Origin of the sequence: Alloalcanivorax xenomutans, assembly GCF_032810065.1 — a bacterium.
Lineage (GTDB): Bacteria > Pseudomonadota > Gammaproteobacteria > Pseudomonadales > Alcanivoracaceae > Alloalcanivorax > Alloalcanivorax xenomutans.
Window position 1 is genome coordinate 2,635,470 of record NZ_CP136538.1, and the last position, 16,091, is coordinate 2,651,560.

The 16,091-nt window shown below is 63.2% G+C and carries 16 protein-coding genes; 8 read left to right on the top strand and 8 right to left on the bottom strand.

Translation table 11 applies throughout. The features are described from left to right. Positions 1-12: 12 nt before the first annotated feature. Together leuD and leuC are read right to left on the bottom strand one after the other, a co-directional pair. Entirely contained in the window at positions 13-666 is a 654-nt protein-coding gene (leuD, locus tag RYH70_RS12125) for a 3-isopropylmalate dehydratase small subunit (RefSeq protein ID WP_317009196.1), read from the bottom strand. Positions 667-672: 6 nt separating this feature from the next. Beyond that, positions 673-2,085: a 3-isopropylmalate dehydratase large subunit gene (gene leuC, locus RYH70_RS12130; protein WP_022995982.1), complete on the bottom strand. Its 1,413-nt coding sequence runs from the start codon at positions 2,083-2,085 to the stop codon at positions 673-675. A gap of 415 nt (positions 2,086-2,500) precedes the next feature. Here leuC and RYH70_RS12135 point away from each other — a divergent pair, with 415 nt between their 5' ends. Beyond that, on the top strand, positions 2,501-3,367 hold the full coding sequence (locus RYH70_RS12135) for a LysR family transcriptional regulator (RefSeq protein WP_022995983.1): 867 nt from the start codon (positions 2,501-2,503) through the stop codon (positions 3,365-3,367). 199 nt (positions 3,368-3,566) lie between these two features. On the opposite strand, the gene aroC is transcribed toward RYH70_RS12135, so the two are convergent. Further along, entirely contained in the window at positions 3,567-4,673 is a 1,107-nt protein-coding gene (gene aroC, locus RYH70_RS12140; RefSeq protein ID WP_055099579.1) for a chorismate synthase, read from the bottom strand. Positions 4,674-4,700: 27 nt separating this feature from the next. Then, the gene (gene prmB / locus RYH70_RS12145; protein WP_026949619.1) at positions 4,701-5,627 is read right to left on the bottom strand and encodes a 50S ribosomal protein L3 N(5)-glutamine methyltransferase; all 927 of its coding nucleotides are present in this window, start codon (positions 5,625-5,627) and stop codon (positions 4,701-4,703) included. Between the two features lie 165 nt (positions 5,628-5,792). Between prmB and RYH70_RS12150 the strand changes: the two genes are divergently transcribed. The 4 genes from RYH70_RS12150 to RYH70_RS12165 all read left to right on the top strand — a co-directional run bounded on the left by RYH70_RS12150 (position 5,793) and on the right by RYH70_RS12165 (position 8,956). After that, positions 5,793-6,206: a hypothetical protein gene (locus RYH70_RS12150; protein ID WP_022995986.1), complete on the top strand. Its 414-nt coding sequence runs from the start codon at positions 5,793-5,795 to the stop codon at positions 6,204-6,206. A 68-nt stretch (positions 6,207-6,274) separates the two neighbouring features. Next, on the top strand, positions 6,275-6,766 hold the full coding sequence (locus tag RYH70_RS12155; protein ID WP_026949618.1) for an EVE domain-containing protein: 492 nt from the start codon (positions 6,275-6,277) through the stop codon (positions 6,764-6,766). Positions 6,767-6,844: 78 nt separating this feature from the next. Continuing rightward, a complete protein-coding gene (locus RYH70_RS12160) occupies positions 6,845-8,140 on the top strand; it encodes a dicarboxylate/amino acid:cation symporter (protein WP_022995988.1) in 1,296 nt (431 codons plus the stop codon). Positions 8,141-8,167: 27 nt separating this feature from the next. After that, positions 8,168-8,956, top strand: a complete 789-nt coding sequence (locus RYH70_RS12165; RefSeq protein WP_055099575.1) for an SDR family NAD(P)-dependent oxidoreductase — start codon at positions 8,168-8,170, stop codon at positions 8,954-8,956. Between the two features lie 216 nt (positions 8,957-9,172). Here RYH70_RS12165 and RYH70_RS12170 read toward each other — a convergent pair whose 3' ends face one another. Beyond that, on the bottom strand, positions 9,173-9,685 hold the full coding sequence (locus RYH70_RS12170) for a DUF2505 domain-containing protein (RefSeq protein WP_022995990.1): 513 nt from the start codon (positions 9,683-9,685) through the stop codon (positions 9,173-9,175). Positions 9,686-9,808: 123 nt separating this feature from the next. Between RYH70_RS12170 and RYH70_RS12175 the strand changes: the two genes are divergently transcribed. After that, positions 9,809-11,005 carry a saccharopine dehydrogenase family protein gene (locus RYH70_RS12175; protein ID WP_284456125.1) on the top strand — a complete coding sequence of 399 codons (1,197 nt, stop codon included), beginning with the start codon at positions 9,809-9,811 and terminating at the stop codon, positions 11,003-11,005. Between the two features lie 173 nt (positions 11,006-11,178). Here the strand turns inward: RYH70_RS12175 and RYH70_RS12180 are convergent, their stop codons facing one another. The 3 genes from RYH70_RS12180 to RYH70_RS12190 form a co-directional block, all read right to left on the bottom strand. Then, entirely contained in the window at positions 11,179-12,120 is a 942-nt protein-coding gene (locus RYH70_RS12180) for a metal-dependent hydrolase (protein ID WP_317009197.1), read from the bottom strand. 110 nt (positions 12,121-12,230) lie between these two features. Next, on the bottom strand, positions 12,231-13,106 hold the full coding sequence (locus RYH70_RS12185; RefSeq protein ID WP_317009198.1) for an alpha/beta fold hydrolase: 876 nt from the start codon (positions 13,104-13,106) through the stop codon (positions 12,231-12,233). Continuing rightward, the gene (locus RYH70_RS12190; RefSeq protein WP_022996002.1) at positions 13,075-13,926 is read right to left on the bottom strand and encodes an alpha/beta fold hydrolase; all 852 of its coding nucleotides are present in this window, start codon (positions 13,924-13,926) and stop codon (positions 13,075-13,077) included. The genes RYH70_RS12185 and RYH70_RS12190 overlap by 32 nt, the downstream gene beginning before the upstream one ends. A 192-nt stretch (positions 13,927-14,118) precedes the next feature. Here RYH70_RS12190 and xthA point away from each other — a divergent pair, with 192 nt between their 5' ends. Together xthA and RYH70_RS12200 are read left to right on the top strand one after the other, a co-directional pair. Continuing rightward, entirely contained in the window at positions 14,119-14,940 is an 822-nt protein-coding gene (gene xthA, locus RYH70_RS12195; RefSeq protein ID WP_022996003.1) for an exodeoxyribonuclease III, read from the top strand. Then, complete coding sequence (locus tag RYH70_RS12200; RefSeq protein ID WP_317009199.1) at positions 14,937-16,028, top strand: ion transporter; 1,092 nt, start codon at positions 14,937-14,939, stop codon at positions 16,026-16,028. Before xthA ends, RYH70_RS12200 begins: the two co-directional genes overlap by 4 nt. The last annotated feature ends 63 nt before the right edge of the window (positions 16,029-16,091 follow it).

A 16,091-nucleotide genomic window follows, 5' to 3' on the forward strand; every position in this document is an offset into this window, starting at 1 on the left:
GTGTTGTCCTGATCAGTGGTTCGCGTGCTCGGCGAACACCCAGGGCTCGCGGGCCCGGCGGCGTTCCTCGTAGGCGCGGATGGTGTCCGCTTCCTGCAGGGTCAGGCCGATCTCATCGAGGCCGTTGAGCAGGCAGTGTTTGCGGAACTCATCAATGTCGAAATCGTAGGCCTTGCCGTCCGGCGTGCGCACCTGCTGGGCTTCCAGGTCCACGGTCAGACGCAGGCCGGGATTGGCCGCCTCGGCCTGGAACAGTTCTTCCATCTGCCCCTCGGAGAGCACGATGGGCAGCAAGCCGTTCTTGAAACAGTTGTTGTAGAAGATATCGGCGAAGCTCGGCGCGATCACCGCGCGAAAACCGAAATCCATCAACGCCCAGGGCGCGTGCTCACGGCTGGAGCCACAACCGAAGTTGCGGCGGGCCAGTAAAATAGTAGCGCCCTGATAGACCGGCTGATTCAACACGAAATCCGGGTTCTTCGGCCGTGCGTTATTGTCCTGGCCCGGGTAGCCCTCGTCCAGATAACGCCACTCATCGAACAGGTTCGGCCCAAAGCCGGTGCGCTTGATCGATTTGAGAAACTGCTTCGGAATGATCTGGTCGGTGTCCACGTTGGCGCGATCCAACGGCGCCACCAGCCCTTCATGCTTGACGAATTTTTCCATGATCGCTTACCCCAATTCCCGCACGTCGACGAAATGACCGGCCACCGCGGCGGCGGCGGCCATGGCCGGGCTCACCAGATGGGTGCGGCCGCCGTTGCCCTGCCGGCCCTCGAAGTTCCGGTTGGAGGTGGAGGCACAGTGCTCACCGGGTTGCAGACGGTCCGGGTTCATCGCCAGACACATGGAGCAACCGGGCTCGCGCCATTCAAAACCGGCTTCGATGAAGATCTTGTCGAGGCCTTCCTGTTCCGCCTGCTTCTTCACCAGACCGGAACCCGGCACCACCAGCACCTGCTTCACCGAATCCGCTTTCTTGCGTCCCTTGGCCACATCGGCGGCGGCGCGCAAATCCTCGATTCGCGAATTGGTGCAGGAACCGATGAACACCCGGTCCACGGGAATATCACCGACCTTGATGCCCGGCTTGAGGCCCATGTACTCGTAGGCGCGCAACATGCCGGAGCGTTTCACTTCATCGCTTTCCGCCTGCGGATCCGGCAGGCTGGCGTCCACCGCCACTACCATTTCCGGGCTGGTGCCCCAGGACACCTGCGGGCGGATGTCGGCGGCGTCGATCTCCACCACGGTATCGAATCGGGCGTCGTCATCGGACACCAGGGTACGCCAGTAGGCTTCCGCCTGTGCCCATTGTTCACCGGTCGGCGCCATCGGACGGCCCTTGACGTAATCCACGGTGATGTCGTCCACCGCTACCATGCCGGCGCGGGCGCCGGCCTCGATGGCCATGTTGCAGACCGTCATGCGGCCTTCCATGCTCAGCGAGCGGATGGCGCTGCCGGCGAATTCGATGGCATGGCCGGTACCGCCGGCGGTGCCGATCACGCCGATGATGTGCAACACCACATCCTTGGCGGTAACGCCTGGGCCAAGGTCGCCCTCCACCTTCACCTGCATGTTTTTCATCTTTTTGGCCACCAGGGTCTGGGTGGCGAGCACATGCTCCACCTCACTGGTGCCAATACCGTGAGCCAGACAGGCCAGCGCGCCATTAGTGGAGGTGTGGGAATCGCCACACACCACGGTCATGCCCGGCACCACCGCGCCCTGCTCCGGCGCCATCACGTGCACGATGCCCTGACGCACGTCACCGATACCGAACTCGGTGATACCGAACTCGCGGGTGTTGTCCTGCAGCGTTTGCACCTGAATGCGCGAGGTCTCGTCGGTGATATCGGCGGCGCTCTTGAACGGCGTGGTCGGCACATTGTGGTCGATGGTCGCCACCGCCGCGCCGGTCCGCCAGGGCTGCCGCCCGGCCAGACGCAGACCTTCGAAGGCCTGCGGCGAGGTCACTTCGTGGATGATGTGACGATCGATGTAGATCAACGCCGATCCGTCTTCCCGCTGGGCGACGAGATGGGCGTCCCACAACTTGTCGTAGAGGGTCTTGCCTGCCATTGATGCTTCTCCTGGAGCCTTGGGGGGCTGAGCCCGGATATCTCACCAGTCCGCACTTAACATCGGACCGATGAGAGAGATATCGCCGCTATGCTTGGCACGCATCAGACGGCCCTAAAGCGCAGCTGATGTTCCCGAGCCGCTGGACCAGGCCCCGGCCTGGCACGGCGCGCCCCGGAAACATCAGCTGCGCTTTATGACTCGCCTGCTACGCACCAACTGGTGAGATATCCGGGCTGTTAATGCCCACACCCTACGCGGGGGCATAAGATAAATCCAATTCATCTTTTTTATGGTTTGGATTCCCATGAGTTATCTGAGAGGATAAGAGACCGAAGGGCTGGGTAGTTTGTGGTGACTCCGAACCGCCGCCCTGCCCGCCCTAATTCCTCGATACCGGAGGCAGCCCCACCCCATGGATACCCAATCCTTGCAAGCCTTCATGGCCGTGGCCGAGAGCGGCTCCTTTTCCGGCGCGGCGGAGCGGCTGTTCCTGACCCAGCCGGCGGTGAGCAAACGCATCGCGGTGCTGGAACAGCAATTGGGGGCTCGCCTGTTCGACCGGGTTGGACGGCGTATCCGCCTCACCGAAGCCGGCGAGGCGCTGTTACCCCGGGCGCGGAAAGTGCTTCAGGAACTGGAGGACATGGGCCGCGCCATCAACAACCTCACCGGCGAAGTCAGCGGCACCCTGCGCATCGGCACCAGCCACCATATCGGCCTGCATCGCCTGCCACCGGTGCTGCGGCGTTTCTCCCGGGAGTACCCACAGGTGCGCCTGGACATCCATTTCATCGATTCCGAGGAAGCCTGGGAGGCGGTGCTGCACGGGGATCTGGAGATGGGGGTGGTGACCCTGCCGCCGCAGCCGGATACCCGCCTGCACAGCCAGGTGATCTGGGACGACCCGCTGGTGTTCATGTGCGCGCCGGAACACCCGCTGGCCCGGCAAGCGGATCTCACCCTGGAAACCCTGACCCGCTTCAGCGCCATCCTGCCCTCGCCAGTCACTTTCACCCGCCGCATCGTTGAGCGGCTGTTCCAGGAACACGGCCTGGCGCTGAACATCTCCATGTCCACCAATTATCTGGAGACCATCCATATGATGGTCTCCATCGGCCTGGGCTGGAGCGTGCTGCCGGCCACCATGCTGGACCAAAGCGTGATCGAACTGGCGGTGGACACCCCCCTGCCGGAACGCAAACTGGGCGTGGTGACGCATCCCGGGCGGAGCCGGTCCAATGCGGCACGGGCCTTCCTTGAAGCAATCGATAGTGAATAGTTAACAGCGATGACGGCAGTGAATAGTTAACAGTTAACAGTGAATAGCGAAAGTCAAAAACAGTTCGTGTCTTTGCTGTGGGAGCCAGCCTGCTGGCGAATCCCGACCTCCGGCGTTGGGCCATTCGCTTGCAAGCAAGCTTCCCACAGCGGCTAAAGACCAGCGCTTTTGATTTTCACTGTTAACTATTCATTGTTCCCTATTCACTGCCCTTGTCGCCGGGCACCGGCGACAAGGGCGCCACCACATCCCCATTCTGCGCCCGGTGGCGCAGGTAGTGGTCCATCAGCACCAGGGCCATCATGGCTTCGGCGATGGGGGTGGCGCGCACGCCGACGCAGGGGTCGTGGCGGCCCTTGGTGACCACTTCGGTGGGCTGGCCGTCCAGGGTCAGGCTGCGGCCCGGGATCAGGATGCTGGAAGTGGGCTTGAGGGCGATGCTGGCGCGCAGGCGCTGGCCGGAGCTGATGCCGCCGAGGACGCCGCCGGCATGGTTGCTGACGAAGCCTTCCGGAGTCATCTCGTCGCGATGCTGTTCGCCGCGCTGGTTGACCACCTCGAAGCCGTCGCCCACTTCCACCGCTTTCACCGCGTTGATCGACATCAGAGCCTTGGCCAGATCCGCGTCGAGGCGGTCGAACACTGGCTCACCCCAGCCCGGCGGCACACCGTCGGCGAACACCGTGACCCGGGCGCCAATGGAAGATCCGTCCTTGCGCAGGGCGTTGATCAGCGCCTCCAGCTCCGGCACTTTGGCGGCGTCCGGAAAGAAGAACGGATTATCGTTGACCGTGCTCCAGTCAAACTGCTCGGCACGGATATCGCCGATCTGCTCGACGCCGCCGAAAATCCGCACCCCGATCCGCTCGGCCAGAAATTTGCGGGCGATGGCGCCGGCGGCCACGCGCATGGCGGTTTCCCGGGCGGAGGAGCGTCCGCCGCCGCGGTAATCACGGAAGCCGTACTTCTGGGTGTAGGTGTAGTCGGCGTGACCGGGACGGAAGGTATTGGCGATCTCGCTGTAATCCTTGGACTTCTGATCGGTGTTTTCGATCAGCAAGCCGATCGGCGTGCCGGTGGTCTTGCCTTCGAACACGCCGGAAAGGATGCGCACCTGATCCGGTTCGCGTCGCTGGGTGGTGTAACGGCTGGTGCCGGGTTTACGCCGATCCAGCTCACCCTGCAGGTCCTCCTCGCTCAACGCCAGCCCCGGCGGGCAGCCGTCGACGATGGCCCCGAGCGCCGGGCCGTGACTCTCACCAAAGGTGGTCACCCGAAACCGTTCACCAAAACTGTTCCCAGACATTCGTGCTCCTCGATCAGGGGTCGCCGGTCAGCCGGCGAAATACTCACGATGGTCGACCAATTGTTGCCGTGTCAGCAGAAAAACGCCATGGCCGCCGCGCTCGAACTCCAGCCACAGGAACGGCACCTCCGGCCAGGCCGCCATCACGTGCTGGTCGCTGTTGCCCACCTCCACGATCAGCACACCGTCATCGCTCAGATAATCGGCGGCCTCGGCCAGAATACGGCGGGTGAAGTCCAGACCATCGGCGCCGGAGCCCAGTGCCAGTTCCGGCTCGTGGTGGAATTCCTCTGGCATGGCGGCGAGATCGGCGGCGTCCACGTAAGGCGGGTTGGAGACGATCAGATCATAACGCCCCCGCAAGCCGTCAAAGCCATCCGAAAGCACCGCCCGCACCCGGTCACCAAGGCCGTAGTGATCGATATTGGCCTGGCACACCGCCAGGGCGTCGGCGGAAATATCACTGGCATCCACCTCGGCGTCTTCCATCGCCATGGCCATGGCAATGGCGATACAGCCGCCCCCGGTGCACAAATCCAGTGCACGCAACGGCTGGTCCGGATCAAGCCAGGGCTGGAAACCGGCTTCGATCAGTTCGGCGATCGGCGAACGGGGGATCAGCACCCGCTCGTCCACCTGGAACGGCAGACCGCAAAACCAGGCCTGGCCGGTCAAATACGGCGTCGGCACCCGCTCGTTGACGCGGCGCGCCAGCAGGGCCACGAAGGCTTCCAGTTCATGGGGCAGCAAACGGGCATCGAGCATGCGGGGGTCGGTGTCGTGGGGCAGCGCCAGCACATGCAGCAGCAGCGCCAGCGCCTCGTCGCCATGGTCGTCGGTGCCGTGGCCCAGAAACACCCCGCCGCGACGCAGGCAGCTCTCGCCCCAACGCAGACAATCCCGGGGCGTGCGCAGGGTGGCCAGGGCCTGTTGTTGCTGAATCTCGTCGATCACCTGAGGACCTCCACGAATGGGCGCGGAAGATTAGCATAGAACGGCGCGGGATGGAGGATCACGGTCCGCCGGCCACCCACATAGCACTTTCACCGGATTGATTTCCCGGGCCCACCTGCGCCACTCTCATAAGATTGCCCAAAATAAGCAGGATGCGATAACCCCATGCCCTCCCTCACCGTCCGTCAGGACGGCCCCCTGACCCTGGTCGAACTGCCCGATGGCATTGATGTGGATCCGGCGGTGCAGTGGCGTATCTACCGTCAGCGGCTGGCGCTGTTTCACACGCATGGAGAACTGCGTCAACGCGTGATCTACTACGGTAATATCGGCAGCCTCGACATGCGTGCCGCGCGCTTTGCCTGCGGCGCCGATTTCGCGCGGATCACCGCGCACAAGGTCATCGTGCTGGAAAGCGCGCTTAACCGAACCTTCGCGCACATGATGCTGACGCTCAATAAGCCGGCATTCACCGTCAGCACGGCGTTATCGCTGGAACAGGCGAGAACCCGGCTGCTCAGCGAGCTTCCCGCCGACGCGGGGGATAGTACCCTTGCCGCCAGTATCAAAGGCAGGTAGTAAAGAAAAAGTGGCCGCTGCCCATAATAATCACGCCCTCTTTTTTCGCCGACACTGATGAGGAAGCCATGCGCATCTGGTTATTCAAAACCGAACCCGACGCCTTCAGCCTGGACGACTTGCAAGATGCTCCGGACGGCACCTCCGGCTGGGATGGCGTACGCAACTACCAGGCCCGCAACCGCTTGCGCGATGAGGTGAGCAACGGCGACCGCGTTCTGATTTACCACTCCAGCTGCAAAGTGCCCGCCATCGTCGGCGAGGCGGAAGTCGTCTCCGACGCCTATCCGGATCCCACCCAGTTCAGCGCCGGCCATCCCGGCGAGGACAGTCGCAGCCGCCCCGACCAGCCCCGCTGGTATCAGGTGGATGTACGCTACCACCGCCACTTTCCCCAACCGCTCTCCCTGGCCACCATCCGTGATCACGCGGAGTTCGCCGACATGGAGCTGGTGACCCGCCCACGGCTGTCGATCCAGCAGATAACGGATCGTCAGTACCAGCAGATTCTGGCGCTGTGCGGAGCCGATGAGCCGCGGTCCGCCACGGGCGCGGCCTGACCAGGAGGGAGGCGGTTTCACTCGCCACCGTTTCCTCCGGTATGCTTAAGTAAGAAAAACAACGCAGTGGGGCACTTTATGAAACTGCATCACCAGATTTTTCTCGCCATGATTTTGGGCGGGCTGGCGGGCTGGGTGACCAGTGAAGATACCCGGATATTGGGCATCGCCGTTATCGAAGCCTATGACCTGATCGGCACGTTGTTCATCAATGCCTTGAAAATGCTGGTGGTGCCGCTGATCACCACCGCCATCATCAGTGGTCTGGTCAACGTCGGCCAGGGCAAGAACCTGGGCCGGCTGGGCGCCAAGACCGTGCTGTTCTATATGAGCACCAGCCTGATCGCCATTCTGATCGGTTTGTTGCTGGTGAATATCACCACGCCGGGCATCATCGACGGCGAGCCAGCCCGGGATCTGCTGGGCTTCGCCGCCAACACCCAGGACGTGTTGCAAAAAATCGAGGGCCGGGGCGCCGGCGAATTCACTCAGATTCTGCTGCAAATGTTGCCGCCCAATCTGGTGCAGGCCGCCGCCGATGGCCAGATGCTGGGGCTGATCGTGTTTTCGCTGCTGTTCGGCTTTTTCCTGCGGACGCTGGCCGGAGCACCGGGCGACACCCTGCGCAACATGGTCGAGGGGTTCTACGAAGTGATGGTCAGCATCACCATGCTGATTATCCGTTTCGCCCCGCTGGGCGTGTTCGGTCTGATCGCCGCCACTGTCACCCGCACCGGCCTGGACGCTCTGGAACCGCTGCTGTGGTTCTTCTTCACGGTTCTCGCCGCCCTGTTCCTGCATGCCTTCGTGGTGATGCCACTGCTGATCCGGGTGTTGGCGCAACGCTCCCCCTGGCGCCATTTCCAGGCCATGTCACCGGCACTGATGACCGCGTTCTCCTCGGCCAGCTCCGCCGCCACCTTGCCGTTGACCATGGATTGCGTGCAAAAGCGGTCCGGTGTTTCCAAGCGCACCGCCAGTTTCGTGCTGCCGCTGGGCGCCACCGTGAACATGGACGGCACCGCGCTGTACGAATGCGCCGCCGCCATTTTTATCGCCCAGGCCTATGGTCTGGATTTGTCCTTCGGCATGCAGTTCGCCATTGTCTTCACCGCTCTGATCACTTCCATCGGCGTCGCCAGCATCCCCGCCGCCAGCCTGGTGGCGATCACCGTGATCCTCGGCATCATCGGCCTGCCGGCGGAGGCGATTGGTTTGATTCTGGTCACCGACCGTATTCTCGACATGTGCCGTACCGCGGTGAATGTGTGGGGCGACAGCGTCGGCGCCGTCCTGCTGGCCCGCAGTGAAGGCGAGGAAAACGTGCTGCAAACCCCGATGCGCCAACTGGATGGCCAACGCCATGCGGTGTAGATCCAACCTCCGGCACGAGCGCCGGCCATGAGTCAAAACAGCCCCGTGATGCTGATCACCGGCGCCGCCCACGGTCTGGGCGCCGCCCTGGCCCGGGCGGCCGTCGATGATTACCGGCTGGCGCTGCTGGATCGTGATGAATTGGCCGGGCAGACCCTGGCCAACACTCTGCGCGGCCGTACCGGTGAGGTGCTCTTCCTGCATGCCGATGTCAGTGATGAACGCGCGGTCCGCCAGGCAATGGAACGAATACAGCGGCGCTGGGAACGGCTGGACGTGGTGATCAACAACGCCGGCGTGGCCGACACCGGCCCGTTCGAGGCACTCGGCAACCACGGCTGGGAAACACTGTGGCGGACCAATGTGATGGGCACGGTGTATGTGTGCCGGGCGGCGCTGGCGCTGATGAAACGCCAGAACAGCGGCCACCTGATCAACATCTCGGCGCTGGCGGGTATCACCGGGCCACCTGGATTGAGCAGTTACGCCGCCTGCAGCGGCGCCCTGGTGCGGCTCAGCGAGGCGCTGGCGGCGGAGCTGGCCGGCACTGGCATCGCCGTCAGCGTGGCCTGTCCCGACCTCTTCGCCAGCACGCTGCATCAGCGGCTGACCGGTGCCGACCCGCTCAGCCGGGCGCGCCTGGAGCGGGCCATGCGCCGCGCCGCCGATGACGTCGACACCGTCGCCAGGGAAATCCTCGGCGCCACCGCCAAACGGCCGCTGTACATTTTCCCGCAAGCGGAAGCCCGCCGCGCCTGGCGCCGCAAGCGACGCAATCCGGTGCGTTTTTTCCATAAATGGCAAAAACGCGGTTAACAGTGAATAGGGAACAGTGAATAGTTGCGCGTGCTACGAAAGGCGGTAACTGAAATCAAAGAGGCCGCGTCCGGGACAGGGAGCGGCCTCTTTGATTGGAAAAACAAAAAAGCGGACTATTGCGGATCGGCAAACGGCCTTTGCGTCATCGCAACGCCGCTTTCTTTTCACTATTAACTATTCACTGTTAACTCTTCCCTGTTCCCTATTAACTCTTCACTGCTTTTCTTTTATATACCGCAGCGTGGCCCGATAGTCCCCTTCCAGCGCCTGGTCGAAACGCTGGCCAATCAGTTTTTCCAGTTTGCCGCCCACCAGGGGCACCGAGGAGCGCACCGCCACCTGGGTGATCTGGCGGGATTCGCCGCCGCCATCGCTGCCGGGTAGCAGTGTCATGGTGCCGCTGACTTTCACCGGCACATTGCCGAGGGCAAAGCGGTATTCCGCGCGGTACCCGCCTTCCGGCGCCGGGTGCCAACGGAATTCCGTGGTCAGGTCGGCCCGGGTGGGCAAAAAGCGGCGGGCGAAACCGGGAATTTTATCGGCGCGGATGGTAATCGGCTGGACGATGCGGATCAGCGCGCCGTCCTCGGTCTGTTCAAAGGCATCAAAGCGATAATCCTCCACCTTCCCCCAGGCATAACGCTGCTCGAAAAACGCCTTGCTGGTCAGAATCGCGTACAACGTTTCCACATCCACCGGATAGCGGCGCTCCACCGTCATTTCCATGTTGTCTCCCGAACGTTTTTTCGTATTGGCCAGTAAGCCTGTGTGCAAAGAACTCTATGATGGGCCAGAAACGGCGGGGAAGGTACACTGGAATACCAGTTCTGAACAGGATCGGGGGGCAGCATGAGCGACGCACGTCCCTATGCCTTGGTGTTATACGGCGCCACCGGTTTCACCGGCGGGCTCACCGCCCGCTACCTGAGCTGTCATTTGCCCCGGGATGTCCGCTGGGCCATCGCCGGACGGCACCGTGATGGTCTGGAGAAAATCGCCGCCGCCCTGGAACAGCGCGGCCACCGTCCGGATCTGCTGATTGCCTGCAGCGACGACGACACCAGCCTCGATGCCATGGCCGCCAGGACCCGGGTACTGGCCAGCACGGTGGGGCCCTATGTCCGTCATGGTGAACCGCTGGTGCGGGCCTGCATCAGCCAGGGTACCCACTACTGTGATCTCACCGGTGAGCCGGAGTTCGTCAATCGCCTGCTGCTGGAACACCATGCCGCCGCCCGCGACGCCGGCTGTGCCATCGTCAACAGTTGCGGCTTTGACTCCATTCCCTACGATGCCGGCGTGCTGTTCACCATCAACCGGCTGACCCAGGCCCACGGCCGCCCGCTGGACCAGCCGGTAACGGTGGAAGGGGCGCTGACCGCTTCCGCCGAGTTTTCCGGCGGCACCTGGCATTCCGCCCTGGAGGCCTTCGCCCGCCCCGGCGCCAATCGCGACAGCCTGCGCCGGGCCAACGAGCAACTGCGCCGGGACTATCCGAGACAGGTCGCCACTGTGCCCTTCCGCGCACGGCGCGACGCGGATCTGGGCGGCTGGCTGGCACCGCTGCCAACCATCGACCCGATGGTGGTGCTGCGCTCCGCCCGCGCTCTGGAGCGCTATGGCCCGCAATTCCGCTATGGCCATTACCTGGCCAGCGGCAATCCGCTCAAGCTGGGCCTGGGCGCCGCCGCCGTCGGCGCGCTGATCGGCGCGGCGCAAGTGGGCCCGCTGCGGCGCTGGCTGTTGCAACGACGCCCCGCTGGCGAAGGCCCGGACGCGGCCACCCGTGCCCGCTCCTGGTTCCAGGTGAGATTGCGCGGGCGCTGTGGAGACAGTGAGGTGCTGTGCCAGGTGTCCGGTGGCGATCCCGGCTACGACGAGACCGCCTGTATGCTCGCCGAAACCGCCATGGCGCTGGCACTGGATCCGGGCCAGCCCCAGGATACCGGTGTCATCACCCCGGTGATGGCGTTAGGGGACCCGTTGCTGGAGCGCCTGATCAAAGCCGGCCTCCGTTTCGAGCAGCTTCAACGGACCAGCGGATAGCTTGATGGCGGGCCCGTGAGCCAGTAGTGCCCCATAAGTGCAAAAGCGCCAGACGCCGGAGGCTTGACGCTTTTGCATGGTCGCGTATTCGCTGCCAAGGCCGCTCCCACAGCGGCTTCGTGGTTCGGCCCGTGGGAAGCTGCCTTGGCAGCGAATCAGCGTGCCAGAGAGACTCAAACCGCCGCCCGCGCCGCCGGAGAGCGCGCCAGGTACGCCAGCGCCTGTTCGGTGTTTCCTTCAAAGAACGGATGGAAGCCGGGGTGAATCCAGCGCAGGGTCGCCGCCACCAGAAAGCTGAAGGTGGGCACATTGCCGGTGCGGCGCCCGGTGCGCTGCAACCGCCATAACAGTCGCGGAATCCACTGCCGGCCGATCCGGCGCACGCGCGGATCCGGATCCTGGCGCGCCAGGCTGCGCGCGCCTTCGGAGATGAAGTAAATGAACAATGGAAACACCAACGCCATCAACGCCTGTCGGCTGACATAGAACCCCAGTTGGGTGCGGCACAGATGATCGAACAGATCGAAAGCCACGGTGCGGTGCTCGACCTCCTCCGCCAGATGCCATTTGAACAGGTCCGCCATGGCGGCGTCGCCCTGCTCTTCCCAGGACGTATTGTCCATCGCCCATTGGCCGAGTACCCCCGTGAAGTGTTCGATCGCGGCGATGAGGCCCACCCGCAGCACCAGCCAGGGCTTTTCCAGATGACGCTGCCGAAACATCGGTACCGCCAACGGCGTATCACCCAGGAAAGTGCCAAATAGCCAATCCACCCGCGCCACATAGTCCTCCACGCTCAAGCCGTGGCGGCGCAGGTACTCCTGGGCGCCGGAGTGGGCACGAGAGTGAATCGCTTCCTGGCGAATGAAGCCCTCCACCTCGGCCCGCAAAGCGTCATCGCTGATCAGCGGCAGGGCCTGGTTATAGACGCGACAGAACCACAGTTCCCCGGCAGGCAGCAGCAAATGGATGCCGTTGATCATGTAGGAGGAAAACGGGTCTTCCGGCAACCAGTGCAGTGGCGTCCCGGAGAAATCGAAGCGGACACGGCGGGCCTTCAAGGAATGGCCCGCCGCGCGATGCAGCTGTTGTGCTTTTTGTTTGGCGGTGGACATGTCGGATTCCATCTGGACGTTGTCTAGATAGAATCTAATTTACATCGATCAATGTCACTGTCAACAATGTCGAGCCACCGAAATGCCGCCGGTGCCGGTCTCGGTCGTCCTTACGAGGCCAGAAAACCCTGGATCTCCTCCGCCACCGGTTCGGGCGTATCCATATGCAAATGATGACGTCCGGGCAGGATGACCCGACGGGCGTCCCGGAGCCAGTCGAAGCGGTGCTCGAATTTCACCTCGCCGGCGAGACCATTCTCCCCCAGGATCAGCAAGGTGGGTGCTTCAATGGCACGGACAAAGCCTTCCACCTGTTCCTCGGTGAAGCGAACCGAGGAGGCAATCCGCAAACGCATGTCGGTACGCCAGGTCCAGCCGCCTTCCACCGCCACCAGCCCCCGCTCGCACAGCAGCCGCGCGGATTCGGTTTCGAGGCCGCCAAGCGCGGGCCGGCGCACCGCCACCGCGTCGTCCTGGTGGGCATAGACCGGCTTGCGCTTCTCCGGCAGCGAGTGCATCTGATCGATGGCCGTGCGCAGCGTGCTGGCCACTTCATTGGCGGGCGTGGCCGGCGGGCCCAGCCCTTCAATCAGCACCAGCTTGCTGACCCGCTCAGGGAAAGTGGCGGCGAACAGGCAGGCCACCCCTGCCCCCATGGAATGTCCCATCAACACGAAGCGGTCCCAGCCCAATTGGTCGGCCACGGCGAGCACGTCGCGCACATGGTCCACGTAATGGGTGGCCAGCTCCGCCGGGCGGTGCTCGGAATGTCCATGGCCGGCGAAGTCCAGCGCCACCATGGGCCGGTTCAAATGCGCGGACAGCGGCAGAAAAGAAGCGGCATTGTCGAGCCAGCCATGCAGCGCCAGAATCGGTTCGCGCTCTTCCTCCGCATGCGGCCCATCCCAATACAGCGCCGCCAGGGTCTGTCCGTAGGCGGAAAAGCGGCGTTCTTCAGGCACTCTTTTGGTCGGCGGGGAGGACATGCTCGGCTCCGGTCAGTTCCACGATCAGTTCCCGCACCATTTCAGCGGTGCGCTCCGGGTATTGCAACGGGTACATGTGCCCTCCCGGCGAGAACAGGCGGCGCAGACGATGGCGGCGCGCGTGCCGTGCGCCGCTGTGATGAAACGGCGGCGGCGAGTCCTGGCCGGTGACCAGGGCGCCGGGTACCTTGAGGCGGGGCATGCGCGTGAGACCGGTGGGGACTTCGCGGAAGATGGCCACTTCGATTGCCGGGCGGAAGCGCAGCCGCCAGCCGTCACCGTGACGCTCCAGACCGGCCCGCAGATAATCCCGCAGGCAGCGCGGATCGAACGCCTTGAAGAAGCCACGGGAGCCGAAGTAGCTTTCCACGTCGTCCCAGCTGTCCCAATGATCGAGCCGGGTTTTGCTGAGGCCGGCGGGGGTGAACCGGTCCTGCAGGCCCAGCGCCTTGATGCCGCGCATGACCACGCCGCGGAATCCGTTGGCCATGGGTGGATCCAGCATGATCAGCGCCTTGAACCAGTCCGGGTGGCGCTGGGCCACGTGAAACATCAGCACCGAGCCCATGGAATGGCCCAGGCCGATCAGCGGCTTGGGCAGCTCCCGCATCCACTCTTCCAGTTCCAGGCTCAGGCTTTTCCAGTCGGCGTCCACCGGGAAACGCGCATCGTGCGCCAGACACTCCATAATCCGCACATCATAGTGCTCCGCCAGCGGCGCCAGAAAGGTGTCGTAACTGTGACCGGGCACACCGTTGGCATGGGCGAACGCGAGCGTGGTTTCGCGCCCGGCGTCACCGGTGTTATCGGTATCCGTCATGCATGAACCTCAGAACCAGCGTGGAAAGGCGGACATCATAGCCACACCGGCGGGGAAACACATGGACCGATTACGACATCATGGGGGGCGAATTCGGTCAGCCGGGCGCTCAACGCAACGCAGGTCCGCTCGTGTACAATGCCCCGATGGCCGACGGCCGCCAGCGGCCGAGTAACGATCCGAGGAAAAGGCATGACTCTGATTTCTTTCAACATCAACGGTATTCGCGCCCGTCTGCATCAGTTGGAGGCGGTGATCAACAAGTACCAGCCGGCGCTGATCGGTCTGCAGGAAACCAAGGTGCAGGACAGCGAGTTTCCCGAACAGGCAGTGCGGGATATGGGTTATCACCCCTATTATTTCGGCCAGAAGGGACATTACGGCGTCGCCCTGATCACCCGTGAGCCGCTGGCGGATATTCGCTATGGCTTTCCCGGCGATGGCGAGGAAGCGCAAAAGCGCATGATCATCGGTCGTCTGCATGATCGCGATGGCGCTCCGGTGACGGTACTCAACGGCTACTTTCCGCAGGGCGAGAACCGTTCCCACCCGACCAAATTCCCGGCCAAGCAGAAGTTCTACGAGGACCTGCAACAGTACCTGGAAAGCGAACACAAGCCGGATGAACAATTGGTGATCATGGGCGATTTCAATATTTCCTCCACCGATCTGGACATCGGCATCGGCGAGGACAATCGCAAACGCTGGCTGCGCGAGGGCAAAACCAGCTTCCTGCCGGAAGAGCGCGAATGGTGGCAGCGGCTGTTGGACTGGGGGCTGGTGGACACCTTCCGCCACCTGAATCCGCAAACCAACGACGTGTTCTCCTGGTTCGATTACCGCTCCAAGGGCTTCCATCGTGATCCGCGCCGCGGCCTGCGCATCGACACCCTGCTGGCGACCCGGCCGTTGCTCGACAAGCTCAGGGACAGCGGCGTGGATTACGATATCCGCGCCATGGAGAAACCCTCCGACCACTGCCCGGTGTGGAGCCGCTTCGACCCGATCTCATGAACGTGCGCCTGAACCTGAAACGGCTGCGCCTGGATCTGGACAGCCTGGGCTATCTGGTCGATCTGGCGATGATCGGCCTGATCCTGCTCAATCTGGGACTGATCCTGTTCGACTGGCTGTTCCGCATCCCCGCCGTGCAGGATTTTCTGCACATGCTGTCACCGGCGTTTTTCAGCTTCTACCGGGACACCGTGCACGCCAATTTCCTCGAGATCGACCTCTGGTTCGTGGCGGTTTTCCTTACCGAGTTCGTGATTCGCTGGGGCTTCGCCATCGGCCGGCGCACCTACCATCGCTGGTTCTTCTACCCGTTCGCGCACTGGTACGATCTGCTCGGCTGTATTCCGGTGGGCAGTTTCCGCTGGCTGCGGATCCTGCGCGTGATCAGCCTCATGTACCGGCTGCAGAAGCGGGGCGTGGTGGATTTCACCGAGACCTATCTGGGCCGCACCGTACTCAAGTATTACCGGATCCTGGTGGAGGAGATTTCCGACCGGGTGGTGATCAACATCCTGGAAGGCGCCCAGCGGGAGATCGTCAGCGGCGGCCAGTTGATGCATCGCATCGAGCAGGACGTGCTGCTACCGCGCCGTGACGAGCTGGTGGACTACCTCGGCGGACGCATCGCCGATGCCACCCGGCGCAGTCACGACCAGTACCGGGACCAGCTCGGCGATTATCTCGGCCACCTCACCAACGAGGCGGTGAACCGCACCCCGGCGGGCCGCCGGCTGGCGGCGATTCCGGTGGCCGGCCCCCGTGCCGTCGCCCTGCTTGGCGAGACCGTGCGCGATGCCGGCGACGCTCTGGTGGAGCAATTGGTGGAGGACATCAGCGCGCCGGCCAACCGTGAAAGGCTGGATCGTCTGATCAATGATCTGATCAACACCGCCACCAGCGGCCAGCAACAACAACTGAACACGCTGATTCGCGAAACCCTGCTCGATATTCTCGAAGAAGTGAAGGCGCAAATCGCCGTGCAGCACTGGAAGCACGAGGAAGCGGATGAGCGCATGCTCGAGGAGAAGCGCCGGCAGGAGGCCCGTAAAGCGCGCCGACAACGGCGCGAACGGGAAGCCGGGCAATAATGGAAGCGAATCCTGGTTGATCGACATTCGCTTGCAAGCAGGCTTCTCACAGGGGCTTCATTG